Here is a 26,044-nt window from a genome sequence, read left to right on the forward strand (position 1 = left end):
CCTTTTCTATTTCTTGGTCGGAGCCAGAACGATCTCGTGGATCGTAACCTTGGGATTCATATTGGCAACATAGAGCGCGGTTTCAGCCATATCCTCGGGCTGGATGACATCATCCATGCGAGAGAGATCGAAGCCCGGACGACGCGCCAGAAGCGGCGTCGCCACCTCACCGGGGCATAGCACCGTCGACCGGATGCCGTTTGGTCCTTCCTGCGCATTCAGGCTGGCGCTCAGATCGTTGAGCGCATGTTTGGACGCACCATAGGGGACGCCGCCGCCGGGCGACGAGAACCGCCCTGCCCAGGACGATGTGTGGATCATCAACCCACCACCCTGTGCGCGCATGGGCGTCAGGGCAGCGGCAATCACATTGATCGCACCCTTGATGTTGATGTCGATGACATCGTCCCATGAATCGAAATCAATATCCGCCCAGCTACGGCGCGGAATATTGAGACCGGCATTGTTGCAGAGCACATCAAGACGACCTGCCCATTCGACGATAGCTCCGGCAGTAGCGGCAACTGCCTCCCGGTCGAGAACATCCGCCGGAAATATCTGCGCCTCGCCACCATTGGAGACGATCTCCTCGGCAATCGCTGCAAGTGCATCCGCCTTGCGGCCCGTCAGCGCGACGCGCCAGCCTTCACGCGCGAACCGTCGTGCCATGGCAGCGCCGATGCCGGACCCGGCGCCGGTGATCCAGACCGCGCCGCGCTCGTTTTTGCCCGAGTTTGCATTCTGCTCGGGGGAATTTTGGCTCATCAACAAACTCCGTCGTAGAAAATCGACATTTATTAACGCAGGCTGGTCGAGAAATTTTACCAATTTTGCCCGCGATATTAGTTTATCTTGACATTATCGCCACGGATTCTAGCATATCAATGCTTGCATACAATAAAGACCCTCTGAGGTGGCATTTCGTTGCGATTTCAGGGGCTTGAACAATATTGGGACGTGCGGGAAAAGAGGCTAGAAAGCCCTCCCTCAACGTCCTTCAGGGGAACAGAGAATGCATATCAGAAAAGCTGGCCTTGGCCTGTTTCTAGCGGCGTTTTCGCTTGCGACGGCGTCTTCGCACGCCGAAGAAGTGAAGCGCGGCGGCACTGTCATCGTCCATATGAACACCGAGCAGGGTGTGCTTAACCCTGCGCTGCGCGCCTCCACCGGCGTCTATCAGATCACCGGCCGCATCATGGAACCGCTGATCGACCGCACTTATGAGGGCTACGTGCCGGTTCTGGCGACCAGCTGGTCTTCCTCGGAAGACGGCAAGGCCATCACCTTCAAGCTGCGCGAGAATGTGCGCTGGCACGACGGCCAGCCCTTCACCTGCGATGACGTTTCGTACAGCGCGATGAATCTCTGGAAGAAGCTGCTCAACTATTCGACCACGCTTCAGGCCAATCTCGAAGCCGTCGATTGCACCGATCCGCACACGGCAGTGTTCCGCTATTCCAAGCCGATGCCGCTGGAGCTGCTCGTCGCCGCCATGCCTGATCTCGGTCATCCGGTGCCGAAGCATCTTTATGAAGGCACGGATATTCTCAAGAACAAGTACAACGCCGCACCGGTCGGCACGGGACCGTTCAAGTTCGTCGAATACGAGCGCGGCCAGCACATCATTGCCGAGCGCAACGACGATTACTGGCGTGGCAAGGAATATCCTTATCTCGACCGCATCGTCTGGCGTTTCATGCCGGACAAGGCCGCTGCTGCCGCAGCGCTTGAAGCCGGTGAAATGATGGAAACCGCCTTCAACGGTATTTCCATGTCGGATACCGAGCGCCTCCAGAAGGATGGCCGCTTCGACACCGGCACCAAGGGTTTCGAAAACAACGTTGCCCACTCGACCATCGAGTTCAATCTGCGCAATCCGATCCTTGCCAATCTGAAGGTTCGCCAGGCGATCTATCACGCGCTCGATATCGACTTTGCGATCAAGACGATCATGCGCGGCTATGCCAAGCCGGGCCGTGGCCCGATCCCAAGCGCCGGCGGCGCCAATTACACGGATCAGGTCCAAACCTACCCGTATGATGTTGAAAAAGCGAAGAAACTGCTCGACGAAGCCGGTTATCCGGCTGGCTCCGACGGCATCCGCTTCAAGCTGCGTCATCGCCCGGCACCATGGGGTGAATATACGCAGCTCTGGGCCGAATATTATGCTCAGGCGATGAAGGAAGTCGGTATCGACGTCCAGATCCTGACCAACGATGCGCCGGGCTTTCTGAACGGTGTCTATCGTGACCATGACTTCGACACGGCAAGCGGCTGGCACCAGTTCCGCTCCGATCCGGCTGTTTCCACCACCGTCTGGCTGCGTTCCGGCGCTCCGGTCGGCACCGCATGGTCCAACCAGTTCGACTACAAATCGGACGAAATGGACAGCCTGATCGACAAGGCCGCGAGCGAGCTCGACCCGACCAAGCGCGCCGATCTTTATCACCAGATCCAGCAGCTTGAGATGAAAGACCTGCCGGTCATCTTCGCCATCGAACATCCGTTCGTCGGCGTGACCAATAAGGTCTTGAAGAACCACCACAACACGCCGCGCTGGGATTCTTCCAGCTGGTACGATCTGTGGATTGATCAATAAACAATACCAGCCGCTGCCGGTCATCCGGCAGCGGCTCCCCAGTTTTATGAATGCTGAAATGAATATCTTGCAGGATAACCCGCAATGCCCCTGCCCCCGATCCTGACTTTTGCGCTGCGGCGCATCTTGCAGGCGATCCCCGTCATTCTTCTCATCATGATCGGGTCATTCCTGCTGATCAAGCTTGCCCCTGGCGATACGGTGGACGCGCTTGTTGGCGACATGGGCGGCGCAGACCCGCAATTCGTCGCCAATCTGCGCGCCGAATACGGCCTCGACCAGCCGGTCTGGACGCAGCTGTGGATCTACATGACCAAGCTGGCACAGTTCGATTTCGGCTGGTCCTATGTCTACGAGCAGCCGGTGCTGGACGTGTTGATGGCCCGCCTCGTGCCGACGCTCCTGCTCATGGTTTCCTCGCTTTCGGTGGCCTTCATTTTCGGCATTGCGCTCGGAGCTTTCGCCGCGCGCAAGGCTTATTCGCTGACCGACAATGCGATTTCCACGCTCGGCCTTGTCTTCTACGCCATGCCGAGCTTCTTCCTAAGCCTCATTTTGATGTTCATCTTTTCGGTCAAGCTGGGCTGGCTGCCGGTCGGTGGCTACAAGACGATTGCCGGTTTCTATACCGGCTGGAAGAATGTCTGGGATATTGCCGTGCACCTCGTCATGCCGACGACGGCGCTTTCGCTCATCTATCTCGCCTTCTACATGCGCCTGATGCGCACCAGTGTGCTGGAAGTGGCCGATCTTGATTATGTTCGCACCGCACGCGCCAAGGGTGCAAGCGGTGCAAGGCTGATGTTCCATCACATCATGCGTAACGCATTCCTGCCCGTCGTCACGCTGCTCGGACTGCAATTCTCGACTGTGCTTGGCGGCTCGGTCGTGATCGAGACAATCTTTTCGCTGCCCGGCCTCGGTCAGCTTGCCTACACTTCCGTGATCAAGCGCGACCTCAACACGCTGATGGGCATCATCTTTCTGTGCTCGGTGCTGGTGGTGATCGTGAATTTCATCACCGACCTCATCTATGCGCGGCTTGATTCCAGGATCGAACTGTCATGACTCCACAGGACCTCTCCCTCACCCGCCCGCAGGTCTCGCGCGCAAAAATTCTGTGGCAGCGCTTCAGCCGCAACCGCGCCGCCGTACTGGGCCTTATCCTCTTCATCGCCGTGGTCCTGATCGCGTTGCTGGCTGATGTCATTGCGCCCGGCGACCCGCTGCGGCGCGCAAGCGATCCACTCGTCTGGCCATTCGTCAATGCTGCAACGCCGCTTGGTACCGACCAGCTTGGGCGCGATATCATGGCAGGCATTGTCCATGGCGCGCGCATTTCGCTTCTGATCGGCGTGGTCGCCACCCTGATTTCTATCGTGATCGGCATCATCATCGGCGCTCTTGCCGGCTATTATGGCGGCTGGGTGGATGACGTTCTGATGCGCATCACCGAAGCCTTCCAGACCGTTCCAAGCTTCGTACTGCTTCTGACACTGGTGGCAATCTTCGGTTCATCGATCGAAAATATCATCATCTGCATCGGAATCGTGTCATGGACCGCGCCTGCCCGCATGGTACGCGCCGAATTTCTGGCGCTGCGCAAGCGCGAATTCATCGATGCAGCGCGCAATCTCGGTGTTGGCAATGCCTCAATAATCTTCCGTGAAATCCTGCCGAATGCCCTGCCGCCGGTGATTGTCTTCGCATCCGTGGTGATGGCCACCTCCATCCTGATGGAAAGCGCGCTCGCTTTCCTCGGTCTCGGTGACCCGAACTATGCGAGCTGGGGCAACATGATCGGTCAGGGTCGTGCCGTGCTGCGCACCGACTGGTTCTGCTCGGTCATTCCCGGCATCGCCATTCTGCTCACCGTTCTCTCCTTCAGCCTGCTTGGCGAAGGCCTGAACGACGCGCTCAATCCGAGGCAGAAAAAATAATGACCGTCGCACCTGTTCTCGAAATCAAAAACCTGCAGATCGCGCTGCCAAAGGGCGCCGACCGTCCTTACGCCCTGCAGGACCTGACACTGACCATCAACCCCGGTGAAATCGTCTGCCTCGTCGGCGAAAGCGGCTCCGGCAAATCGCTTTCGGCAGGCGCAATCATGCGCCTTCTGCCGGAACCGCATGTGCGCGTGACCAATGGCATAATCAGACTGGAAGGCACCGATCTCTATTCGCTCAGCGAAACCGACATGAAGAAGCTGCGCGGCGACCGCATCGGCATGATCTTTCAGGAGCCGATGACCGCACTCAACCCGCAGAAGACGGTCGGCTGGCAGATCGATGAAGTGTTGCGCCTGCACACGAAGCTCGGTCGCAAGGAACGTCGCGCCGCCGTGCTGAACATGCTGGCAGAAGTGAAAATTCCGGACCCGGAATCCGCTTACAACGCCTATCCGCACCAGATTTCGGGCGGACAGCGCCAGCGTGTCATGATCGCCATGGCGCTGATCCTGAAACCGCGCCTCATCATTGCCGATGAACCAACCACCGCGCTCGACGTGACCACGCAGGCACAAATCCTGAAACTGATCCGCGACCTGCAACGCGAACACGATACCGGCATCCTGTTCATCACGCATGACTTCGGCGTGGTGGCGGAAATTGCCGACCGCGTCGCCGTTCTGCGGCTTGGCGAACTGGTCGAGGAAGGCCCGGCAAACGACGTGCTGAACCATCCGCAGCACCCATATACCAAGGCGCTGATTGCATCGGTTCCAGCTCTCACTCCGCCCGAACCGAAGCCATCGGTAGACGCACAGCCAGTCATTCTCAAGGCGAGCGCTTTACACAAAACCTTCAAGGCGCGCGGCGGCTTGCTCACCGGCAAAAGAAGTGCCGTTCCTGCCGTGAAGGACCTTTCGTTTGAACTACGTCAGGGTGAAACGCTTGGCGTCGTGGGCGAAAGCGGGTCGGGCAAGACAACCGTTTCGCGCATCGTCACCCGTCTGCTTGAAGCCGATAGCGGCAAGGTCGATGTGAATGGCAAAGATTTTCTGAGCGCCAGCCCGCGTGAAGTGCGGGCCATGCGCAAGGACATCCAGATGGTCTTTCAGGACCCGATGGCCTCGCTCAACCCGCGCCGCCGCGTCGTGGACCTGATCGCACAGGGGCCAATCGTCCATGGCGTACCGAAGGCAGAGGCGCACGCAAAGGCCCGCGAGTTGCTGGAGCTGGTCGAGCTTTCGCCTGCCGCAGCCGACCGTTTTCCGCATGAATTTTCCGGCGGGCAGCGGCAGCGCATCGGCATCGCCCGCGCGCTGGCGCTGGAGCCGCGCATCATCGTCGCCGACGAACCGGTCTCCGCGCTCGATGTCTCCGTACAGGCTCAGGTGTTGCGGCTTCTGGCCGACCTCCGCGAACGGCTCAATCTGTCGCTTCTTTTCGTCACGCATGATCTGCGCGTCGCGGCCCAGCTTTGCGACCGCATCATCGTCATGTCCAAGGGTGAGATCGCCGAAGCAGGTCCGACGGCTGAGGTCTTCGCTAATCCGCAACATGAATATACACAGCGCCTCCTTGCCTCCATTCCCGGCAAGGGCTGGACGCCTCCTCGTTTGGAAAATGCGTGACACCATGCAGAACATAGTCTTTCCACCCTCCATCTGGGCTGCCACTGCCCCTGCCCGCACACAAGCAAAGCCGCTGACCAATGACGCGGAAGCCGATGTCGCCATCGTCGGCGGTGGCTTTACGGGACTTTCAGCAGCGCTCCATCTGGCGAAACGCGGCAAGCGTGTCATCCTGCTGGAAGGCAATGCGGTCGGCTGGGGCGCATCGGGGCGCAACAATGGACAGGTCATTCCGACCATGACTTCGGCGGAACCCGATGCAATCGCCAAACGCTACGGCGCATCGGGCGAACGTTTTGCTCGACTGATCGGCAATAGCGCCGACATTCTGTTTTCCATCGTGCGTGATGAAAACATCGAGGCCGAGGCCGAGCAGAACGGCTGGTTCCAGCCTGCCCATTCGCCGGGCCGGGTGAAGCTTTCGCAAACCCGCGTGGACGCATGGAAACGCTTCGGCTTCCCGGCGGAATTTTTCGACCGCGCCGCAACATCGCGGCTGTTGGGCAGCGATTTCTGGTATGGTGGCATGTTCAACCCGACCGGCGGTCATATCAATCCGCTGGCCTTCGCGCGCGGTCTTGCCACTGCTGCCGAACGCCACGGCGCGATCATTCACGAACAAAGCCCGGTCATCTCCTATGCCCAGGTGGGTGATCACTGGGAGGTCAAGACCGCCAGCGCCACAGTGCGCGCCAAGGGCTTTTTGCTCGCCACCAACGCCTATACCGGCGAGTTGCGTGAAGGGCTTGCTCCGCGCCTTGCCCGCACCATCGTGCCGGTGCTCTCGTGGCAGATGGCGACCGCGCCCGTCAGCGATAATCTGCGCGCAACGATTTTGCCCGGTCGGCAGGCCGTTTCCGACACCCGCGGCGACCTGCGTTTCTTCCGCTACGATGCCCGCAACCGGCTGATTACCGGCGGCGTGGTGATGGGCGATTTCAACATCGCAGAACGCGTCAAGCGCAAGACGGCGCGCAACATGGCGGAAGCCTTTCCAGCGCTTGGCGAGCCGGAAATCACCCATGTGTGGAGCGGCTATATCGGCATGACATGGGATCGCTTTCCACGCGTTCATCAGCTCGGCCCCAATGGCTGGGCCTGGATCGGCTGCAACGGGCGCGGCGTTGCGCTTGGCACATCGCTCGGGCGGGAATTTGCACGTGCGCTCGACGGCGAGCCTGTGCAGGAACTTGCCCTGCCCGTCTCGGAACCGGCACCGCTGCCTTTTCATAAAGTCGCGCGAAAGATTGCCCCGTTCTACCTCGCATGGCTTCGGCGCAAGGATCTCTCCGAGCCAAATCTCTAGTCCCGCTCATTTAACGTTCATGTGAAAGGTCAGGTCCATGAATCAAATGTCAATTCTCGAACGTCGCCGCATCGAAGCGCTGGTTCTCAAGAATGTTTACGAAGTTATTCGCGAACGCTCCGGTGAGGAAGAAGCGCAGGCTGCAATCGGCGAAGCCGTCAGCCGTTCGGCCATCGAACAGGGCAAGAGCTTTGCCGACGAGCTGGGCCGCACGCCAACGATACAGGACTTTGCCGATATCCAGCCGCTGTGGACGAAGGAAAACGCACTGGAGATCGACGTGATTTCGCAGGGCGAAGATCATTTCGATTTCAACGTTACGCGATGCCGTTATTCGGAAATGTACCGCGAGATGGGTCTTGGCCATATCGGCCACCTGCTCTCCTGCAATCGCGATGGCGATTTCTGCATCGGCTACAACCCAGAAATGAAGCTGGAACGCTCGCAGACCATCATGAAGGGCGCAAGCCACTGCGATTTCCGCTACCGTCTCGACAAGACTGAAGACAACACAAAAGGAGCCTGACATGCCGGTTGAAAACTGGACATCGAACCAGCTGGACGAACTCGTCGCGTTCCGTCGTGACCTGCACGAAAACCCGGAGCTGCTTTACGATGTAAACCGGACTGCAGAAAAAGTTGCCGAAGCGCTGCGCGCCGCAGGCGTCGATGAGGTGGTGGCCGGCATCGGACGCACCGGCGTCGTCGGCGTCATTCGCGGCCAGTCGAACCGTTCCGGTCGCGCCATCGGCCTGCGTGCCGACATGGATGCGCTGCCGATCCTCGAAGAAACCGGCGCGGAATGGTCATCGAAAGTGCCGGGGAAAATGCATGCCTGCGGCCATGACGGCCATACGACCATGCTTCTGGGCGCTGCCCGCGAACTGGCGCAAAGCCGCGCCTTCGACGGCACCGTCATCGTTATCTTCCAGCCTGCCGAAGAAGGCGGCGCAGGCGCAAAGGCGATGATCGACGACGGCCTGTTCAAGCGCTGGCCGGTCAATGAAGTCTACGGCATGCATAACCGCCCGAATCTTCCCGTCGGACACTTCATCATCAATTCCGGCCCGATCATGGGATCGGTTGACATTCTCGACATCACCATCGAGGGCGTTGGCGGACATGCGGCCTCCCCACACCAGACCATCGACCCCATCCCGGTGACGGCAGCACTCATTCAGGCAATCCAGACGCTGACCGCACGCACCGTCGACCCGCTGGATTCCGCAGTGATCTCGATCACCACCATTCAGGGTGGTGATGCTTTCAACGTGATTCCGCAGAAAATCCGGTTGACCGGTACGGTCCGCACGCTTCGTGAGGAAGTGCGCGACCATATCGAGGAAAAGCTGGCTCGCGCCGTGCAGGGCATTGCCGATGCTTTCGGCGCCAAGGCCACGCTCGACTATCAGCGCAGCTATCCGGTGACCGTTAATCACGAGCGCGAGACGGAACTGGCCGCAATCGCTGCCGATGCAGTTGCGGGCGCTGACCGCGTGGCTCGGGATATGCCGGCAACGCTTGGCGGTGAAGACTTTGCCTTCATGCTGAACGAGGTGCCGGGCGCGATGATCAATATCGGCAACGGCCCGAGCGCCAATCTCCATCATCCGAAATATGACTTCAACGACGATGTCATTGCCTGGGGTTGCTCGTACTGGACAACGCTCGTGCGCCATCGGCTGCCGACCGAGAACTGATAGCCGCCTATATATCTATTCAGGGCGGCGCCCCAAAGGGCCGCCCTTTGTATTTTTCGTAAAAAGCGAAGTGTTTTTACACTAAAACCTCTAGTTTATCTGAGCCTCACGTAATATAACGCGCTCCCAATAATCCATCGCGGCTTTTCCCGATGGGAAAAGAGAATCCGGTTTGGACGCATATCCTGAACGTCTCAGTTTCGGAAATGCGGGAAGCCAATGGTAGAGCGGGAAATCCATGAATATCGAGTCTGCCTTGAGCGACAGCGCCAATATTTTTGACCTTGCGCCAATCTCCCTGTGGCTTGAGGATTATAGCGGTCTGCGCAAGCAGTTCGAAGAATGGCGCGCGCTTGGCATTACCGATCTCGGGGCTTTCCTGCACGAAGACACAACCCGGCTGCGCATCTGTACCAGCCATATCCGGGTTCTGAAGGTCAACCGCAAGACGCTTTCGCTTTTCGAGGCGGACAGCGTCAGTCATCTGGTCGCCAACCTCGAACGCGTGTTTCGCGACGACATGCTGGACCCGCATATCGATGAGATGGTCCAGCTCTGGAACGGCGGCGGTACTTTCTCAAGCGACACCATCAACTATTCGCTCGGCGGCAAGCGGCTCGACATCCAGCTCAAGGGCGTCGTGCTTCCCGGCTATGAACACACTTGGGAGCGGGTTCTGCTTTCCATCGAGGATGTGACCGCTCGCGAGAATGCCCGCCGCGAGCAGGATCGGCACAAGCAGCACGCAGTGGGCCTTTTCGAACATTCACCGGTTTCGCTCTGGGTCGAGGATTTCAGCCGCATCAAGCAACTGATGGACGATGTGCGCCAGCGCGGCATCGTTGATTTTCGGGTGTTTACCGACGTGCATCCAGAATTCGTGCGCCAGTGCATGAGCGAAATCCGCGTGCTCGAAATCAACACCGAGACGACGGCCCTATTTCTCGCGTCCGACAAGAAAACGCTGCTGCAGAACCTGCCGCATATCTTCAAGGACGAGATGGAAGCCTCTTTCCGCGAACAGCTGATCGACCTGTGGAACGGGATCCTGTTCCAGCGTCGCGAAGTGGTGAACTATGCGCTCGATGGGTCCGAACGGCATGTTCTGCTGCAGTTCTCTGTTCTGCCGGGACATGAGACGGATTGGTCGCTGGTGCAGGTCGCACTTACCGACATCACGGCGCGCAAGAAGGCCGAGGCCTATCTGGAATATCTGGGCAAGCACGATGTGCTGACCAAGCTGCACAATCGCGCCTATTATGTCGATGAGCTTAACCGGCTTGAGCGCAAGGGCCATACGCCCGTTTCAGTCATCATCATCGATCTCAACGGCCTCAAGGCCGCGAATGATCAATGGGGCCATGCGACAGGCGACGGATTGCTGCGACGCATCGGAGAAGTGCTGAATGAAGCCGTGAAGCAGCCGGGCCATGCCGCACGCATTGGCGGTGACGAATTCGCGGTTGTGCTGCCTTATGTCGATGAGCGCGGCGCCGAGGCGATGGTCGAGGACATTCAGCGGCTGGTCGATATCAACAACCAGTATTATTCCCAACTCAAGCTCAATCTTTCCATCGGCTCTGCGACCAGCATGCCGGGCGAGAAGCTGGAAACCGTTGCCAAGCGCGCCGACCTGCTGATGTATGAGAACAAGCGCCAGCAGTATACGAGCGGTACAATCTAGAGCATTTCCTGTTTTGATTGAATCATTGGAAACACTCTATCTCTTTGTTTTTAAGCATGTCTTTATCCCAAAACCGGTCCCCACTTTTGGGAGACATGCTCTAGTCATCAAATGCGATAATCGTCTTGCCGCGCGTCAGATCGGTGACGAGGCGGGATAGTTCATCCCGCGCGGCGATGGGCATTGTGCCCGCCATTTTCACGCCGGTGCCGGTGAAATTCTCTTGCGCGATGGCAAGGTTTTCCACCGCTGTCAGGCGTGCTTTCAGCAGCGCATGATCTGAAAAATCGCAGGCGAACTGAAATCCGACCAGCGGAATAACTTCTGTTTTCTCAGCCTGTCGCAGACAGGTAGCGGCAGTGCCGCCATAGGCGCGCATCAGGCCACCACTTCCCAGAAGAATGCCGCCGAACCAGCGCGTAACCACGACTGCAATATTGTCCAGCTGCTGGCCGTCGATTGCCTGCAGGATCGGCTTTCCTGCCGTGCCGCTTGGCTCACCGTCGTCACTGAAACGGTAGTTCTGCCCCATGCGCCAGGCCCAGCAATTATGGCTCGCCGACAGATCGGAATGCTCGCTCAAAAAATCCTTCGCCGCCTGCTCGTTTGCGACAGGCGCAGCAATGGCCAGAAATCGACTTTTCTTGATCTCCTGACTAAAGGTTTCGACGCGACTGATCGTGAACATGGCAATCCTACAAAGATGATTGCGGGGCCTAGCATTTTCCATTGAGGATGACGACCCCTTCCAGCTTCCCCTGGCATTGCGCCCACCGGATATAGGGTATAAGGCAATTGAAAAATGAGCCCAAATTTTTGAGCTCTGTTCTTGCATATCCAGATGAAAGGTCCCGCCGATGTTCGATTTGATCGTGAGAAACGCCAATCTCCCCGACGGTCGCGAGAAGCAGGACATTTTGGTCAAGGACGGCAAGATTGCCGATATCGGGCCCTCCAAGGGGGAGCATCAGGCGGCTCAGGAAATCGATGCAACCGACCGGCTCGTGACCCCGCCTTTCATCGATCCGCATTTCCATATGGACGCGACCCTGTCGCTCGGCCTGCCGCGCCTCAACCGTTCCGGTACGCTTCTTGAAGGCATCGCGCTCTGGGGCGAACTGAAGCCGATGCTGACCGTTGAAGCCATGGTCGAGCGCGCGCTGCGTTATTGCGATCTGGCCGTTTCGCAGGGCCTGCTGGCCATTCGCAGCCATGTCGATGTCAGCGATCCGCGCCTTCTCACTGCTGAAGCGATGATTGAAGTGCGCGAGAAGGTGAAGCCTTACATCGACCTGCAGCTCGTGGCCTTCCCGCAGGATGGTTACTACCGTTCGCCGGGCGCAGTCGATCTCGTCAACCGCTCGCTCGATATGGGCCTCGACGTCGTCGGCGGCATTCCGCATTTTGAGCGCACCATGGCTGATGGCGCAGCCTCGCTGGAGGAACTCTGCCGCATTGCCGCTGAACGCGGGCTGCCGGTCGATATCCATTGCGACGAAAGCGACGATCCGATGTCGCGCCATGTCGAGACGCTGGCGGCGCAGACCATGCGTTTTGGCCTGCAGGGCCGCGTTTCCGGTTCGCACCTCACCTCCATGCATTCCATGGATAATTATTACGTCTCGAAGCTCATCCCGCTGATTGCGGAAGCAAAGATGAACGCCATCCCGAACCCGCTCATCAACATCACGCTTCAGGGCCGCGCGGACACCTATCCGAAGCGCCGCGGAATGACACGCGTGCCGGAGCTGATGGCTGCCGGTATCAATGTCGCTTTCGGCCACGATTGCGTGATGGACCCCTGGTACTCGATGGGTTCCGGCGACATGCTGGAAGTCGGTCACATGGCGATCCATGTCGCACAGATGACCTCCATCGAAGGCAAGAAACAGGTTTTCGATGCACTCACCGTCAATTCCGCCAAGGCACTGGGCCTCGACGGCTATGGCCTTGCCAAGGGCTGCAATGCCGATTTCGTAGTGCTGCAGGCGCGCGATCCGATTGAAGCGCTGCGGCTCAAGGCAAACCGCCTCAAGGTCGTGAAGCGCGGCAAGGTCATCGCCGAAACCCCGCAGCGCATAAGCCGCATCAATCTCGAAGGCCGTCCGTCTTCGGTTGACGGGGCTGATTACGCGCCAATCGGCTAACAATTTCAACAGTTTCGGCCTACCCGGCACATTGCCGGATGAACGAACCGGAACAGTCGCGGCTTGAAACCCCATGCCTAATTTTCAGGCCGCAGCCTAATTCGCTTGTATTCGAGGCAGATTGAGCAAAGATAGAACCGTTGCTCATACATTCTGCTCACACAAAACGAAGCAACCGGCAGTGCATTCCCGGCACGCCGAAAACACAAAAGAGGGGTCCTATGACCAAAATCATCAAAGCACCTAACTTTACCCGTCGCGACATTCTCGCAATGTCTGCAGCACTCGGCGCAACGGCAATGACCACTCGCGTCTTTGCGGCCGATGAAAAGCTGAAAGTCGCAGGCATCCACGCCTCGCCGGTCGAAAATGCCTGGAATTCCCGCCTTCACGAGGCACTGAAGCAGGCAAATGACGAAGGCGTCATCGAATATGTCTTTTCCGAAGGCGTTTCGGCGAGCGACTACCCCCGCGCCATGCGCGAATATGCCGAACAAGGCATCAAGCTGATTGTCGGCGAATCCTATGCCGTCGAACGCGAAGCGCGCCAGGTGGCAGGCGATTATCCGAAGACGGCTTTCGTCATGGGCTCCTCCGGCAAGCCGCAGGGCGATAATTTTGGTGTTTTCGGCACCTGGAACTTTGAATCTGCCTATCTCGCAGGCATGCTGGCAGGCGCGATGAGCAAGTCCGGCACCTTCGGCTCCGTCGGTGCCGTGCCGATCCCGGAAGTCAACATGCTCATCAATGCCTTTCAGGATGGCGTGAAGGAAACCCGTCCCGATGCGAAGTTCATCGCATCGTTCATTGGCACCTTCTTTGACCCACCGAAAGCACGCGAAGCCGGTCTTGCCCAGATCGACTCCGGTGCCGACATCCTGTTCGGTGAGCGCATCGGCACAGCCGATGCCGCCAAGGAACGCGGTATCAAGGCCATCGGCTCGCTGATCGACTATACGCCGCGCTATCCCGACACGGTCTTCGCCAATGCGATCTGGAATTTCCGCCCGATCCTGAATGCGGCTATCGCCGACGTGAAGGCCAGCCAGGCAACCGGCAAGGATTACACGCCGTTCAGCCTGATGAAGGAAGGCGGCAACGACATCATCTACGTCAAGGGCATTGCCCCTGCCGAAGCGGAAGCCAAGATGGAAGCCCGCCGTGTGGAACTGAAGGAAGGCAAGTTCGAGTACAAGCCGAACCCGGCCGAACCGAAGTAATCATTTAGGACGGGCAAGCATATCGTGGCAATCGACATGAACCAGCAGGATGCGACCGCGCTCGCGCAGGCGATTGTGGAAGGAATCCTCAGTGCCGAACAGGCCATGGATGCCGCTCTCGACGCAGCAGAAAAATGGCGCCCCTTGGGCGCCATTGCATATCTCGATCGCGATCTTGGCCGCGCCGGTGCCATCGCATTCGATGCAGCGCCATCCAGAGCTGCCTTCGCGGGCGTTCCCTCCTTGTTCAAGGATCTGGGCGGGCCCTGTGCCGGTCTGCCGATCCGACTCGGCTCGCAGGCATTCCTCAATGCCTCACCTCAGATGGATTCCGAACTCGGCCACCGGCTACGCGCAGCCGGATTGAATTTCTTCGGTACTACCACCGTTCCCGAATTCGGTCTGGCGCTTGCGAGCGAGCCAGCGGGAGCTCCTCCCGCACGCCACCCCTTCGATGAAACGCTTTCACCCGGTGGATCATCCGGCGGAGCAGCAGCAGCGGTTGCAACCGGGATAGTCGCAATTGCGCACGCTACCGACGCTGGTGGTTCCATCCGCGTACCCGCCGCAACCTGCGGGCTTGTCGGCCTGAAACCAAGTCGCGGTGCTATGCCCGCTGGTCCGCATTTCGGCAATTATCTCGCAGGCATTGCGAGCGAATTTGCGCTTTGCCGCTCGGTCCGTGATGCGAAAGCGTTACTGCCGCTTGTCGAAGGCAAAACAGAAGGCTTTCTGCCCGACCCGGCGATGCAGGCAGGCGATTTGCCGGACCGCCTTCGTATCGGCATAGTGACCGGCGATCTCGCAAACTATCCAATCACATCAGAGCGCTTGCAGGTTGTGGCAGAGGCGGCGCATTTCCTTGAGGTACAGGGGCACACAATCCGCGAAATCCCGGCTTCGGAATTCAGCCCGCTGATCGCTTCCAGCACGCGCGCATTCGACCGTATCATTTCCGTCAATCTTGCGGCTGCAATCGATTTTCTGGCCCTTGATGAAGACAAGCTTGAACCGCTCACCCGCGCCGTTGCGGAGCGCGGGCGGCGCATGGAAGCCACCGCGCTTTACCGCGCCATGAACGGAGCTGTCAGCGCCGCACATATGCTCTGGCAGATTTTCCGCGACATCGACGTGCTGATTACACCCATGCTCGCGCGCGGGCCAATGCCGCTCGGCTCCTTTCCCATGGATCACGGTGATGTCGATGCACATTGGCAGAAGATGAATGCTTTCGCACCTTATGCAGCGCTCGCCAATATTTCCGGTTTTCCGGCGCTCTCGCTTCCCTTTGCGACGGATACCAACAACATGCCGGTCGCCTTGCAGCTTGTAGCGCCGATGGGCGCGGACCGGCTGCTTTTGAGCCTTGGCCAGCGTCTGGAGGCGGACCAGCGCTGGCAGCACAGATTTCCCGTTGCGGGGTTGAACATATGACCACGACCGTTCTTGAACTGCAGAACATCACCAAGCGGTTTGGCCAGCTTACCGCCAATGACGATATTTCGCTGAAGCTTGAGCGCGGCGAAATCCTCGCTTTCCTGGGCGAGAATGGCGCAGGCAAAACCACGCTGATGAATATCCTGTTCGGCCATTATGTGCCGGATGAGGGCCGTGTCTTCGTCAAGGGTGCAGAAATCCCGCAGGGCAAGCCCCGCGCCGCCATCGATGCGGGCGTTGGCATGGTGCACCAGCATTTCACGCTCGCGCCCAATCTCACGGTTCTGGAAAACATCATCACCGGCACTGAAAGCCTCTGGAAGCTCAAATCTGCGCATGGTGCTGCGCGCGCCAAGATCGCGCAGATTGCCGAGCGTTTCGGCCTCAAGGTCGATCCGGATATGCGGCTTGGCGATCTTTCGGTCGGCGAACAACAGCGCGTGGAAATTCTCAAAGCGCTTTATAACGACGCCGACATTCTGATCCTCGACGAACCGACCGCCGTTCTGACCACGCAGGAAGCCGAAAACCTCTTCGCGACACTGAAAGAAATGGCACGTCAGGGCCTGTCGCTGATCTTCATCTCGCACAAGCTGCATGAAGTCATGTCGGCAGCCGACCGCGTTGTCGTCCTGCGCGGCGGAAAGCTTGTCGCTGAGCGCAAGGCCTCCGAAACCTCGAAGGAGGAACTCGCTGAACTGATGGTTGGCCGTCGTGTTTCGCGCCCTTCGCGTGCAGCGGCCACGCCCGGCGAAACCTTGCTGGAAGCAAAGAATGTAACAGTGGTGGAAGATGGCGCGACACGCTTGACTGATCTCGGCTTTCACCTTCGCGCTGGCGAAACGCTCGGCATCATCGGCGTTTCCGGCAACGGCCAGGCAGCGCTTGGGCGTCTCGTTTCGGGTCTCAGCCAGCCTGCGAGTGGCTCACTTGTCATGTTCGGCCAAACGGTCACCAAATTCGACCCGCGCCAGTTTGTGGCGGAAGGTGTTGGCCGCATCCCGGAAGATCGCAACGCTGAAGGCGCAATCGGTGACCTGACGCTTTGGGAAAATGCTGTGCTTGAACGCGTGCGTGATCCGCAGTTCTCCAATGGTCTTCTGGTCAATCGCGCGGCTGCGCGTGAATTTACCGACCGCATCATCAAGGATTTCGATGTGCGCGGCGGCACGCCTGATAGCCGCATTCGCCTGCTTTCCGGCGGCAACATGCAGAAGCTTATTCTGGGTCGCAATCTGGAAACGGCTCCGCGCATTCTGATCGCGGCGCAACCGACGCGTGGCCTTGATGAAGGTGCCGTCGCAGCCATTCATGCCCGTATTCTGGAAGCGCGGGCAAAGGGAGCAGCGGTTCTGCTAATCTCGGAAGATCTGGATGAAATTATCGGCCTTGCCGACCGCGTACAGGCCATCGTCAAGGGCCGCCTCTCGCCGCCGATTGACGCCGGAGAAGCCAATGCGCAACGGCTGGGCCTGATGATGGCTGGGGAATGGCAGACTAATCTCACGAAGGGGCTGAACTGATGCGTATTGAAAGACGCGAAACACGGCCCATGGCACTGGTAGCAACCGCACCAATTATCGCCGTTTTGACCGCCTTTGTGCTTGCCGGACTGCTCATTGCCGCTGCCGGTGCGCCGGTTTTGGAATCCTTCCGCCAGATAGCCATCGGCGCTTTCGGCAACAAGCTTTCGATCACCGAAACACTCACCCGCGCAACACCCCTGATGCTGACCGGCCTTGCCGCTGCCGTCGCCTTCCGCTCCAAACTCTGGAATATCGGCGCCGAAGGCCAGTTCTATATGGGTGCGCTGGCGGTGGTCGCCTGTGGGACGCAATTGCAGCTTCCAGCCGCTATTCTCATTCCGCTGCTGCTCGTGGTCGGCGCGATTGCAGGCATGATTTTCCTGCTCATCCCGCTCGGGCTTCGCCTGCGCTTCGGTGTCGATGAAGTGGTGACGACACTACTCTTGAACTTCGTTGCCGTGCTCATCGTCTCGATGATGATCGAAGGGCCGATGAAAGACCCCCTCGCCTTTGGCTGGCCGCAATCCGAGCCTGTGCCGGATGCGGCGGTGCTGCCGAAAATCATGGCGGGCATGCGGCTTCACATTGGCATAGTCATCGCTATCGCTCTTGCGCTCATCATCGCCTATGTGCAAAAGCGCACCGTGTTCGGGCTGGAAACCAAGGCTGCCGGTCTCAACCCGCAAGCCGCGCGTTTTGCAGGCGTTCCGCTTGGCAAGACACTGGTGAAAGTCGCCTGCATTTCCGGTGGTCTTGCAGGACTTGCAGGCGCAATACAGGTCATGGGCGTTAAGGGTTACGTCACGACCGATCTGTCGCCGGGCTTCGGCTATTCCGGCATCATTGTCGCCATGTTGGCCAATTTGAATCCTATCGGCGCGATCTTCTCCGCACTTTTTGCTGCCGCAATGTTTGTCGGTGCCGACGGCATGAGCCGTGCCATTGGCATTCCGAGCTTCATCGCCGATGTCACCGTGGCGCTGTCGCTTCTGACTATGCTGGTTGCTCTGTTCTTCACACAATACAGGATCGCCCGATGAACGAGTTGATGGATATCCTGCTCTCCGCAGGCCTCTGGGTCTCGGTCCTGCGCATTGCAACGCCACTGATCTTCGGCACGCTCGGTGCGCTTTATTGCGAACGGGCGGGCGTGCTCAATCTCGGTATCGAAGGAATCATGACCTTCGGCGCGATGATCGGCTGGCTGACTGTCTATAATGGTGCCGACCTGTGGGTCGGTGTGCTCGCCGCCGCCGCTTCCGGCGCTCTGTTCGGCCTGCTTCATGCAGCCCTCACCGTCCCGCTCGGCCTGTCACAGCATGTGGTCGGTCTTGGCATCACATTATTTGTATCGAGCCTTAGCTATTTCCTGTTTCGTCTTCTGGTGCCGCTCTCTTCAACTCCGCCGACGATCACACCATTCCAGCCGGTCAATCCGTCCTGGCTTGCGGATATTCCGTTCGTCGGACAGGTGCTTGGCACCCAAACGGCCCTCACATGGATCGCCATTCCGCTGGCTCTCCTGCTTGGTTATGTGCTTTTCCGCACGCCGCTCGGCCTTGCCATCCGCATGACCGGTGAAAACCCGCATGCCGCCGAAGCGCAGGGCATCAACCCGATCCGCGTGCGCATTTTCACAATCATGTTCGGCAGCGCGCTCATGGCTGTCGGCGGCGCGTTCCTTACGCTTTCCGCCTTCAATTCGTTTTTCCCGACGATGATGCAGGGACGCGGCTGGGTCTGTATCGCGCTCGTCGTTTTCGCTTCTTGGAAGCCTGCTCGTGCGCTTCTGGGTGCCTTGCTCTTTGCACTCTTCGATGCTTTCCAGCTGCGTCTGCAGACGGTCTACGGCAAGGTCGTTCCGTATCAGCTTTTCCTGATGATCCCTTATATCATGTCGATTGTGGCGCTCATCGTGATGGCGCGGCGGGCACGTGTCCCGCAGGCGCTGATGCAGCCCTATCGTCGCGGAGAACGTTGATCGCATAGTGCGCGATAAAATAGGCAATGGTGAAAACAGCCAGTCCACCAAAGACATCGCTCAGATGGTGTCCGCCGTGCAGCAGGATCGCGGGTACCATGAATATATTCAGAGCGAGTACCGGTAAACGCACCCATGCGATGCGCCATGTAAAGACCACGGACATGGCAGCCATGACGGTGTGGAACGACGGGAATCCGATCAGGCCGAGCACATTGGCTGGCGTCAGATAATCTACCCCTTCCTTCGACAAGCGGATCAATTCCAAGCCATAGGACGGACCGACAGCCAATCCTGCACTTCTCACAACATCATCAGGCAGGTTCCATACAGCCGATGTACCGAATGTTGGAAAAAAGGCCCACACCACGATGCTGAGAAGAGCGCCTACAATTCCAGTCATCAGGAAATGAGCAAGTTTTTCTGATTGCCCCGAAAAGCCGAGCAACAGAACAACCATCACCAACTGCGGCAGAGAAGTGAAGTAAACTATCTTCAACAGTGCTGAAACACCGGGCCACTGCGCAATGTATGTGACCAGACTTGGCCAATCATATCCCATCAGTCGATCGACCCCGACCAGGAATTCGTCAATTCGCGGGAAATGGATCGGCAGCAACATATAGTTAAAGACCGACCCGACCAGTGTGAACAATATGAAGCCCGCAGTCAGAATGAGTGTCTCCGCAATCCGGGCATCATTCCTTACGAAGCGATAAAACAGGCCGAGCATGATCGTTCCAAGACCGATCGCCCCGATCATTCCGTAGCCTGTCCAGTCTACGCGAATGCCCTTCGCGGCAATCAGAAGAATGTCGATTGCGCCCAACGCACCAACGACAGTCAGAACAAATCGCTCATAACGCGAGAATATCATCAGCGCCCCCAATTGATCTCATAATCGACCAAAGAGCTGAAGTTCACGTTAAACGTGCAAACAAAAACGGCGCCCGAAGGCGCCGTTTTCTTTTATGTTGTCGAACTTATGCAGCGCTGGACTTGCCGCTCTTTTCGAAGCGCTTGCGCTCATTCGGGTCGAGGTAGAGCTTGCGAAGACGGATCGACTTCGGCGTCACTTCAACCAGCTCGTCGTCCTGAATCCACGACAGAGCGCGTTCCAGCGTCATCTTGATCGGCGGGGTGAGCTTCACGGCTTCATCCTTGCCTGCGGCGCGGATGTTGGTGAGCTTCTTGCCCTTGAGCACGTTGACTTCCAGATCGTTGTCACGGCTGTGAATGCCGATCAGCATGCCCTGATAGACCTTGACACCAGCGTCGATGATCATCGGGCCGCGATCTTCAAGGTTGAACAATGCGTAAGCAACAGCTTCACCCTGATCGTTGGAGATCAGAACGCCATTGTTGCGACCAGCGATTTCACCCTTGTACGGCTGATAGTCGTGGAACAGACGGTTCATGATCGCCGTGCCGCGCGTATCGGTCAGAAGTTCCGATTGATAGCCGATCAGACCACGGGTCGGTGCGTAGAACACCATACGAACGCGGTTGCCGCCGGAAGGACGCAGCTCGACCATTTCGGCCTTGCGTTCGGACATCTTCTGCACAACCGTGCCGGAATATTCTTCATCGACGTCGATGACGACTTCTTCCACCGGCTCCAGCTTCTCGCCGTTCTCGCCGTCCTTCATGACGACGCGCGGACGCGAAACGCCAAGCTCGAAGCCCTCACGGCGCATGTTTTCGATCAGAACTGCAAGCTGCAATTCGCCACGACCGGACACGAAGAACGAATCCTTTTCGGTCGATTCCTCAATCTTCAGTGCAACGTTGCCTTCAGCTTCCTTGAGCAGACGGTCACGGATAACGCGGCTCGTCACCTTGTCGCCTTCGGTGCCCGCATAAGGGCTGTCATTGACGATGAAGGACATGGTCACGGTCGGCGGATCGATTGGCTGAGCAGCCAGCGGCTCGCTTACCGAAGGATCGCAGAAGGTGTCGGCAACGGTGCCCTTGGAAAGACCGGCGATAGCGACGATGTCACCTGCATGGGCTTCGTCAATGGCCTGACGCTCGATACCGCGGAATGCAAGGATCTTCGAGATACGGCCGTTTTCGAGCAACGAACCATCCTGACCGAGAACCTTGACGGCCTGGTTCGGCTTGATCGAGCCGGAATGGATACGACCGGTGATGATGCGGCCCAGGAACGGATCGGCTTCGAGGATCGTACCAATCATGCGGAACGGACCTTCAGCAACCTTCGGTGCCGGAACGTGCTTGAGCACGAGGTCGAACAGCGGAGCCAGACCTTCGTCCTGCGGGCCTTCCGGGTTCAGCGCCATCCAGCCGTTACGGCCTGAACCGTACAGGATCGGGAAGTCGAGCTGTTCGTCGGTCGCGTCGAGATTGGCGAAGAGGTCGAACACTTCGTTGATGACTTCTTCATGACGGCCATCCGGACGGTCGATCTTGTTGATCGCAACGATCGGACGCAGGCCGACTTTCAGCGCCTTGCCAACAACGAACTTCGTCTGTGGCATTGGACCTTCAGCAGCATCAACGAGAACGATAGCGCCGTCCACCATCGAGAGGATACGCTCAACTTCACCGCCGAAGTCGGCGTGGCCCGGCGTGTCGACGATGTTGATACGCGTGTTTTTCCAGACAACCGAAGTGGCCTTCGCGAGAATGGTGATCCCGCGTTCCTTTTCGATGTCGTTGGAATCCATCATGCGTTCTGCAACGCGCTGGTTGTCGCGGAACGAGCCGGACTGCTTCAGGAGTTCATCGACCAGAGTGGTTTTGCCATGATCGACGTGTGCGATAATAGCGATATTACGCAATTCCATATGGAGATCACTTCTATATGAGTTGGGAGCCGCGCCAACAAACCCGCGCGGAAAAACAATGCGGCGCTCTTACAGGTTTTTTTGCATTTTAGAAAGGGGCAGCGCGAAACTGCCCCCCCAATTAACCCGAAAAACCCGAATTTCATTGCATTTTTACACTGTCATTCTGACAGTTTTTTGAATTCTTTTTGGGCATGTCGTTATCGAAAAACCGGTTTCCACTTTTTTCGCGACATGCCCGAGCCTTACAAGAGCGTGCCTGACAAAATGACCAGCGCGACGCTGAAATAGATCACGAGACCGGTCACATCGACCAGTGTGGCGACGAAAGGCGCCGATGCGCTGGCCGGATCGAATCCGAGCCTTTGCAGGATGAAAGGCAGCATGGAGCCTGTCAGCGAGCCGAAAGTCACGATGCAGACCAGCGCCATACCGACGGTCGCGGCCACCAGAATCCAGTGTTCGCCATAGTCGTAGATGCCAAGCGTCTGCCAGATGGCGATGCGAATGATGCCAATGACGCCGAGGAAGCTGCCAAGGGCCAAGCCCGTTGGCAATTCGCGCAGGGCGACACGCCACCAGTCCTTGAGCTTGATTTCCTGCAAGGCCAGCGCGCGGATAATCAGCGACGTCGCCTGAGAGCCGGAGTTACCGCCCGATGACATGATGAGCGGGATGAACAGCGTCAGCACGAGAGCCTTTTCAAGCTCCAGCTCGAAATGCTGCATCGCGCTCGCGGTCAGCATCTCGCCGAGGAAAAGGATGCCGAGCCAGCCCGCACGCTTCTTCAGCATCTCGCCGAAGCCGATGCGCATATAGGGCTTGTCGAGCGCCTCCATACCGCCGAAACGGTAAGCGTCCTCGCTTGCCTCTTCCGTCATGGCGTCGAGCACGTCATCAACGGTCACAATGCCGATGATGTGACGGCTTTCGTCCACCACAGGTACGGCCAGAAGGTCGTGCTTGCGGAACAGGCGCGCCACTTCCTCACGACTTGCGAGAGGCGAAATGGTGATCGGCTCTTCGTCGCGGGCGATAGACAGAATCGGTTCGTCCGGCTGGCGGATGATGAGGCGGCGCAAGCTGACCACACCCAACAGAACACGGCTGGCCGGATCAACCACGTAGATTGCATAAACCGTCTCGCGCGTGCGTTCGACCTTGCGGATATATTCCAGCGTCTGGCCAACATTCCAGTTGGAAGGCACGGCAATGAATTCGATGGTCATGAGCGAGCCCGCCGTATTCGGCGGATAGCCCATCAATTTCTTCAGCGCGACCTTGGTTTCAGGCGCGAGAATGGGAAACAGGCGTGCGCGGTCGTCGTCTTCCAGTTCCTGAAAAACGTCGGTTGCACGGTCCGCCGACATACCATCGAGCAGGAGACTCGCGAGGCCGGGCGGCAGGGTAGCGATGATTTCGGTAGCACGGTGAAGTTCCGGCTGGTCGAGCAGACGGATGGCATCTTCGTGCGAAAGCTGCGCGATGACGGCGACTGCATCATCGGCATCGAGTTCGTTAACGAGTTCCACTGCGTCGCCGGTACGCATGTCCGCAATGCGGCTTGCGATGGCAGCAGCAGGGAGGTCGGCAACATTGAGTACTTCCGGGAAGAAGTTGTTGTCGGTCATGGGCTTGCCTTTCTGTCGATCCGCCGTCGAAGGCAGACCGTGCAAGCCGACCGCAAGCGATCAGATCACGAACTGCCTTGACGGCTGAAACAATCGACTGTGACTGTCGCTGGGCATAAGAGAATAAAACTCCGGTTGAAAATGCTGCCGCAGAAATTCGGCTGCGAGCGTGATTTGCGCTGGGTCGCCAATAAAGTCAAGCCCTGCAAGACGATGTCGAACGCTTTTTCCAAGCTCCTGCCCCGGCAGCGAGACGCCCGCGATGTGGAAACCGTGAAAGCGGCCTTCCAGCCCTTGCCCCTCTGCTACTTAACTCCTAAGTCTGATCCATATCGAATTCATCTGAACCGGAGTCTCATCATGTCCGACAAGACCGCTTACAATCGCGCCCTGACTGAATGGAGCGGACCGCTGGGCCTGCCGGATTTCACCGCTTTCAAGGATGACGATTTCGCGTCTGCATTCGATGCCGCGTTGGCTGCGGACCTCGCAGAAGTGGAAGTCATCGCGAAGGCGACCGATGAAGCGACCATCGATAATACGCTGAAAGCTCTGCAACTGACCGGCAAGGCGCTCGACCGCGTTTCATCGATTTTCTGGATGCGCGCTGGTGCGCATAGCAACGACACGATCCAGGCGCTCGAACGCGAGATCGCGCCGAAAATGTCACGTCATTATTCGCGCATCATGATGGACCCGGCGCTTTTCGCTCGCATCGACGCGCTCTATGAAAATCGCGATATGCTGGACCTCGACACCGAGACCAAACGCGTTCTTGAAAAGACATGGAAAGGTTTTGTCCGCTCCGGTGCGAAGCTCGATGAGGCGGGCAAAACGGAGCTTGCAGGCATCAATGAAAAGCTTGCCGGACTTGGCGCGCGCTTTGGTCAGAATGTGCTGAAGGATGAATCAAGCTGGGCCCTGTTCATCACCGATGAAGCCGACCTCGCCGGTCTGCCGGATTTCCTGAAGAACGCCATGCAAAGTGCCGCCGCTGAACGCGGCAAACCGGATGCCTGGGCGGTTACGCTATCACGCTCGATTGTCGAGCCATTCCTTTCCTTCTCCGAAAATCGTGAACTGCGCGAACAGGCGTTCAATGCCTGGGCGAAGCGCGGCGAGAATGGCGGCGAAAGCGACAATCGTGACATCGTGCGCGAAATGGTGGAACTGCGCGAGCGCAAGGCACATCTGCTCGGTTACGCCAATTTTGCCGCCTACAAGCTCGACGACACCATGGCCAAGACGCCGAAGGCGGTCATGGACCTGCTGGAACCCGTCTGGGACAAGGCACGCGCCAAGGCCCATGAAGAAGAAGTCGAACTGGAGCGCCTGATCGCAGCCGATGGCGGCAATCACAAGGTTGCGCCATGGGATTGGCGCTTCTATACTGAAAAGCTGCGTGCCGAACGCTTCGCCTTCGATGAGGCGGAACTGAAGCCTTATCTTCAGCTCGAAAAAATCATCGAAGCCGCTTTTGACGTGGCAGGCCGCCTGTTCGGCATCCGCTTCGAGGAAAAGAAGGGCATCGCTGCGTGGCATCCGGATGTGCGGGTGTTTCAGGTGTTCAATGCGGATGGCAGCGAACGCGGCCTTTTCCTCGGCGACTATTTCGCCCGCACCTCGAAGCGCTCAGGTGCATGGATGAGTTCTCTCCAATCGAGCCACAAGCTCGATGGCGGACAGAAGCCAATCATCTACAATGTGATGAATTTTGCAAAACCAAAGGCAGGTGAACCTGCCCTGCTCTCACTTGACGATGCGCGCACGCTGTTCCACGAGTTCGGCCATGCGCTGCATGGGCTTCTGTCGGATGTGACCTGGCCCGCCGTTTCCGGCACTGCCGTTTCGCGCGATTTCGTGGAACTGCCGTCGCAGCTTTACGAACACTGGTTGACCGTCCCGGCCGTTCTCGAGAAATACGCTGTGCATTATCGCACCGGCGAGGCCATGCCGAAGGCGCTCCTCGACAAGGTGCTTGCGGCCCGCACCTTCAATGCAGGCTTCAACACAGTCGAGTTCACCTCATCCGCGCTGGTGGATATGGCGTTCCATACCGGTAAGGAAAAGATCGCTGATCCGCTCGCTTTCGAGGTAAAGACGCTGGAAAAGCTTTCCATGCCGGATGCGATCATCATGCGCCATCGCACGCCGCATTTCACCCATGTCTTCTCCGGCGACGGTTATTCCGCTGGCTACTACTCCTATATGTGGTCGGAAGTGCTGGATGCGGACGCTTTCTCCGCATTCGAGGAGACCGGCGACGCCTTCAATCCTGAACTAGCGGCGAAGTTGAAGCAGCATATCTATGCCGCTGGCGGTAGCCGCGACCCGGAAGAGCTTTACAAGGCATTCCGTGGCAAGATGCCGACGCCGGACGCGATGATTGAAAAGCGCGGTTTGAACTAAAGCCAAAACAAAAGGCC

20 protein-coding genes are annotated in these 26,044 nt (G+C 58.2%); 15 read left to right on the forward strand and 5 right to left on the reverse strand.

What is annotated here, in order from left to right; all coding sequences use genetic code 11:
* Positions 1-6: 6 nt before the first annotated feature.
* Positions 7-765, reverse strand: a complete 759-nt coding sequence (locus tag FG152_RS15000; protein WP_010658519.1) for an SDR family oxidoreductase — start codon at positions 763-765, stop codon at positions 7-9.
* A gap of 247 nt (positions 766-1,012) precedes the next feature.
* Here FG152_RS15000 and FG152_RS15005 point away from each other — a divergent pair, with 247 nt between their 5' ends.
* The 8 genes from FG152_RS15005 (at position 1,013) to FG152_RS15040 (ending at position 10,866) form a co-directional block, all read left to right on the forward strand.
* Positions 1,013-2,599 (forward strand): ABC transporter substrate-binding protein, encoded by a 1,587-nt coding sequence (locus tag FG152_RS15005; RefSeq protein ID WP_151576805.1) that lies wholly within the window; start codon positions 1,013-1,015, stop codon positions 2,597-2,599.
* A gap of 84 nt (positions 2,600-2,683) precedes the next feature.
* Positions 2,684-3,667, forward strand: a complete 984-nt coding sequence (locus tag FG152_RS15010; protein WP_010658517.1) for an ABC transporter permease — start codon at positions 2,684-2,686, stop codon at positions 3,665-3,667.
* Positions 3,664-4,539: an ABC transporter permease gene (locus FG152_RS15015; RefSeq protein WP_010658516.1), complete on the forward strand. Its 876-nt coding sequence runs from the start codon at positions 3,664-3,666 to the stop codon at positions 4,537-4,539. Before FG152_RS15010 ends, FG152_RS15015 begins: the two co-directional genes overlap by 4 nt.
* On the forward strand, positions 4,539-6,176 hold the full coding sequence (locus FG152_RS15020) for an ABC transporter ATP-binding protein (RefSeq protein WP_010658515.1): 1,638 nt from the start codon (positions 4,539-4,541) through the stop codon (positions 6,174-6,176). The genes FG152_RS15015 and FG152_RS15020 overlap by 1 nt, the downstream gene beginning before the upstream one ends.
* Before the next feature lie 4 nt (positions 6,177-6,180).
* On the forward strand, positions 6,181-7,482 hold the full coding sequence (locus FG152_RS15025; protein ID WP_010658514.1) for an NAD(P)/FAD-dependent oxidoreductase: 1,302 nt from the start codon (positions 6,181-6,183) through the stop codon (positions 7,480-7,482).
* 37 nt (positions 7,483-7,519) lie between these two features.
* Positions 7,520-8,008 (forward strand): L-2-amino-thiazoline-4-carboxylic acid hydrolase, encoded by a 489-nt coding sequence (locus FG152_RS15030; protein WP_010658513.1) that lies wholly within the window; start codon positions 7,520-7,522, stop codon positions 8,006-8,008.
* Between the two features lies 1 nt (position 8,009).
* The gene (locus tag FG152_RS15035; RefSeq protein WP_010658512.1) at positions 8,010-9,182 is read left to right on the forward strand and encodes a M20 aminoacylase family protein; all 1,173 of its coding nucleotides are present in this window, start codon (positions 8,010-8,012) and stop codon (positions 9,180-9,182) included.
* A 238-nt stretch (positions 9,183-9,420) separates the two neighbouring features.
* A complete protein-coding gene (locus FG152_RS15040) occupies positions 9,421-10,866 on the forward strand; it encodes a sensor domain-containing diguanylate cyclase (protein ID WP_010658511.1) in 1,446 nt (481 codons plus the stop codon).
* A gap of 100 nt (positions 10,867-10,966) precedes the next feature.
* Here the strand turns inward: FG152_RS15040 and FG152_RS15045 are convergent, their stop codons facing one another.
* On the reverse strand, positions 10,967-11,554 hold the full coding sequence (locus FG152_RS15045) for an IMPACT family protein (protein ID WP_010658510.1): 588 nt from the start codon (positions 11,552-11,554) through the stop codon (positions 10,967-10,969).
* 169 nt (positions 11,555-11,723) lie between these two features.
* Here FG152_RS15045 and FG152_RS15050 point away from each other — a divergent pair, with 169 nt between their 5' ends.
* From FG152_RS15050 to FG152_RS15075, 6 genes are all read left to right on the forward strand, one after another.
* Positions 11,724-13,013 (forward strand): amidohydrolase family protein, encoded by a 1,290-nt coding sequence (locus FG152_RS15050; RefSeq protein WP_010658509.1) that lies wholly within the window; start codon positions 11,724-11,726, stop codon positions 13,011-13,013.
* A gap of 221 nt (positions 13,014-13,234) precedes the next feature.
* Entirely contained in the window at positions 13,235-14,233 is a 999-nt protein-coding gene (locus tag FG152_RS15055; protein ID WP_010658508.1) for a BMP family protein, read from the forward strand.
* Between the two features lie 36 nt (positions 14,234-14,269).
* Entirely contained in the window at positions 14,270-15,667 is a 1,398-nt protein-coding gene (locus FG152_RS15060; RefSeq protein ID WP_036563440.1) for an amidase, read from the forward strand.
* Complete coding sequence (locus FG152_RS15065; RefSeq protein ID WP_010658506.1) at positions 15,664-17,193, forward strand: ABC transporter ATP-binding protein; 1,530 nt, start codon at positions 15,664-15,666, stop codon at positions 17,191-17,193. Before FG152_RS15060 ends, FG152_RS15065 begins: the two co-directional genes overlap by 4 nt.
* Positions 17,193-18,236, forward strand: coding sequence for an ABC transporter permease (locus FG152_RS15070; protein WP_010658505.1), 1,044 nt, complete (start codon positions 17,193-17,195; stop codon positions 18,234-18,236). Before FG152_RS15065 ends, FG152_RS15070 begins: the two co-directional genes overlap by 1 nt.
* On the forward strand, positions 18,233-19,177 hold the full coding sequence (locus FG152_RS15075) for an ABC transporter permease (RefSeq protein WP_010658504.1): 945 nt from the start codon (positions 18,233-18,235) through the stop codon (positions 19,175-19,177). Before FG152_RS15070 ends, FG152_RS15075 begins: the two co-directional genes overlap by 4 nt.
* On the opposite strand, the gene FG152_RS15080 is transcribed toward FG152_RS15075, so the two are convergent.
* The 3 genes from FG152_RS15080 to mgtE all read right to left on the reverse strand — a co-directional run bounded on the left by FG152_RS15080 (position 19,107) and on the right by mgtE (position 23,618).
* Positions 19,107-20,054: a phosphatase PAP2 family protein gene (locus FG152_RS15080; protein WP_010658503.1), complete on the reverse strand. Its 948-nt coding sequence runs from the start codon at positions 20,052-20,054 to the stop codon at positions 19,107-19,109. The genes FG152_RS15075 and FG152_RS15080 overlap by 71 nt on opposite strands.
* 106 nt (positions 20,055-20,160) lie before the next feature.
* Entirely contained in the window at positions 20,161-21,987 is a 1,827-nt protein-coding gene (typA, locus tag FG152_RS15085) for a translational GTPase TypA (RefSeq protein ID WP_010658502.1), read from the reverse strand.
* A 245-nt stretch (positions 21,988-22,232) separates the two neighbouring features.
* The gene (mgtE, locus tag FG152_RS15090) at positions 22,233-23,618 is read right to left on the reverse strand and encodes a magnesium transporter (protein WP_010658501.1); all 1,386 of its coding nucleotides are present in this window, start codon (positions 23,616-23,618) and stop codon (positions 22,233-22,235) included.
* A 360-nt stretch (positions 23,619-23,978) separates the two neighbouring features.
* On the opposite strand from mgtE, the gene FG152_RS15095 reads away from it, so the two are divergent.
* A complete protein-coding gene (locus tag FG152_RS15095) occupies positions 23,979-26,027 on the forward strand; it encodes a M3 family metallopeptidase (RefSeq protein ID WP_105529300.1) in 2,049 nt (682 codons plus the stop codon).
* The last annotated feature ends 17 nt before the right edge of the window (positions 26,028-26,044 follow it).

Source organism: Ochrobactrum sp. XJ1, from assembly GCF_024701725.1.
GTDB classification, from domain to species: Bacteria; Pseudomonadota; Alphaproteobacteria; order Rhizobiales; family Rhizobiaceae; genus Brucella; species Brucella anthropi.

What these genes read in the sequence shown, in the direction of transcription:
- FG152_RS15040 (WP_010658511.1), top strand. Translation starts at nt 9,421, where the DNA reads ATGAATATCGAGTCTGCCTTGAGCGACAGCGCCAATATTTTTGACCTT.
- FG152_RS15080 (WP_010658503.1), bottom strand. Translation starts at nt 20,054, where the DNA reads ATGATATTCTCGCGTTATGAGCGATTTGTTCTGACTGTCGTTGGTGCG.
- FG152_RS15015 (WP_010658516.1), top strand. Translation starts at nt 3,664, where the DNA reads ATGACTCCACAGGACCTCTCCCTCACCCGCCCGCAGGTCTCGCGCGCA.
- FG152_RS15030 (WP_010658513.1), top strand. Translation starts at nt 7,520, where the DNA reads ATGAATCAAATGTCAATTCTCGAACGTCGCCGCATCGAAGCGCTGGTT.
- FG152_RS15005 (WP_151576805.1), top strand. Translation starts at nt 1,013, where the DNA reads ATGCATATCAGAAAAGCTGGCCTTGGCCTGTTTCTAGCGGCGTTTTCG.
- FG152_RS15055 (WP_010658508.1), top strand. Translation starts at nt 13,235, where the DNA reads ATGACCAAAATCATCAAAGCACCTAACTTTACCCGTCGCGACATTCTC.
- FG152_RS15065 (WP_010658506.1), top strand. Translation starts at nt 15,664, where the DNA reads ATGACCACGACCGTTCTTGAACTGCAGAACATCACCAAGCGGTTTGGC.
- FG152_RS15075 (WP_010658504.1), top strand. Translation starts at nt 18,233, where the DNA reads ATGAACGAGTTGATGGATATCCTGCTCTCCGCAGGCCTCTGGGTCTCG.
- FG152_RS15010 (WP_010658517.1), top strand. Translation starts at nt 2,684, where the DNA reads ATGCCCCTGCCCCCGATCCTGACTTTTGCGCTGCGGCGCATCTTGCAG.
- FG152_RS15045 (WP_010658510.1), bottom strand. Translation starts at nt 11,554, where the DNA reads ATGTTCACGATCAGTCGCGTCGAAACCTTTAGTCAGGAGATCAAGAAA.
- FG152_RS15035 (WP_010658512.1), top strand. Translation starts at nt 8,010, where the DNA reads ATGCCGGTTGAAAACTGGACATCGAACCAGCTGGACGAACTCGTCGCG.
- FG152_RS15050 (WP_010658509.1), top strand. Translation starts at nt 11,724, where the DNA reads ATGTTCGATTTGATCGTGAGAAACGCCAATCTCCCCGACGGTCGCGAG.
- FG152_RS15020 (WP_010658515.1), top strand. Translation starts at nt 4,539, where the DNA reads ATGACCGTCGCACCTGTTCTCGAAATCAAAAACCTGCAGATCGCGCTG.
- FG152_RS15060 (WP_036563440.1), top strand. Translation starts at nt 14,270, where the DNA reads ATGAACCAGCAGGATGCGACCGCGCTCGCGCAGGCGATTGTGGAAGGA.
- FG152_RS15095 (WP_105529300.1), top strand. Translation starts at nt 23,979, where the DNA reads ATGTCCGACAAGACCGCTTACAATCGCGCCCTGACTGAATGGAGCGGA.
- typA (WP_010658502.1), bottom strand. Translation starts at nt 21,987, where the DNA reads ATGGAATTGCGTAATATCGCTATTATCGCACACGTCGATCATGGCAAA.
- FG152_RS15000 (WP_010658519.1), bottom strand. Translation starts at nt 765, where the DNA reads ATGAGCCAAAATTCCCCCGAGCAGAATGCAAACTCGGGCAAAAACGAG.
- FG152_RS15025 (WP_010658514.1), top strand. Translation starts at nt 6,181, where the DNA reads ATGCAGAACATAGTCTTTCCACCCTCCATCTGGGCTGCCACTGCCCCT.
- mgtE (WP_010658501.1), bottom strand. Translation starts at nt 23,618, where the DNA reads ATGACCGACAACAACTTCTTCCCGGAAGTACTCAATGTTGCCGACCTC.
- FG152_RS15070 (WP_010658505.1), top strand. Translation starts at nt 17,193, where the DNA reads ATGCGTATTGAAAGACGCGAAACACGGCCCATGGCACTGGTAGCAACC.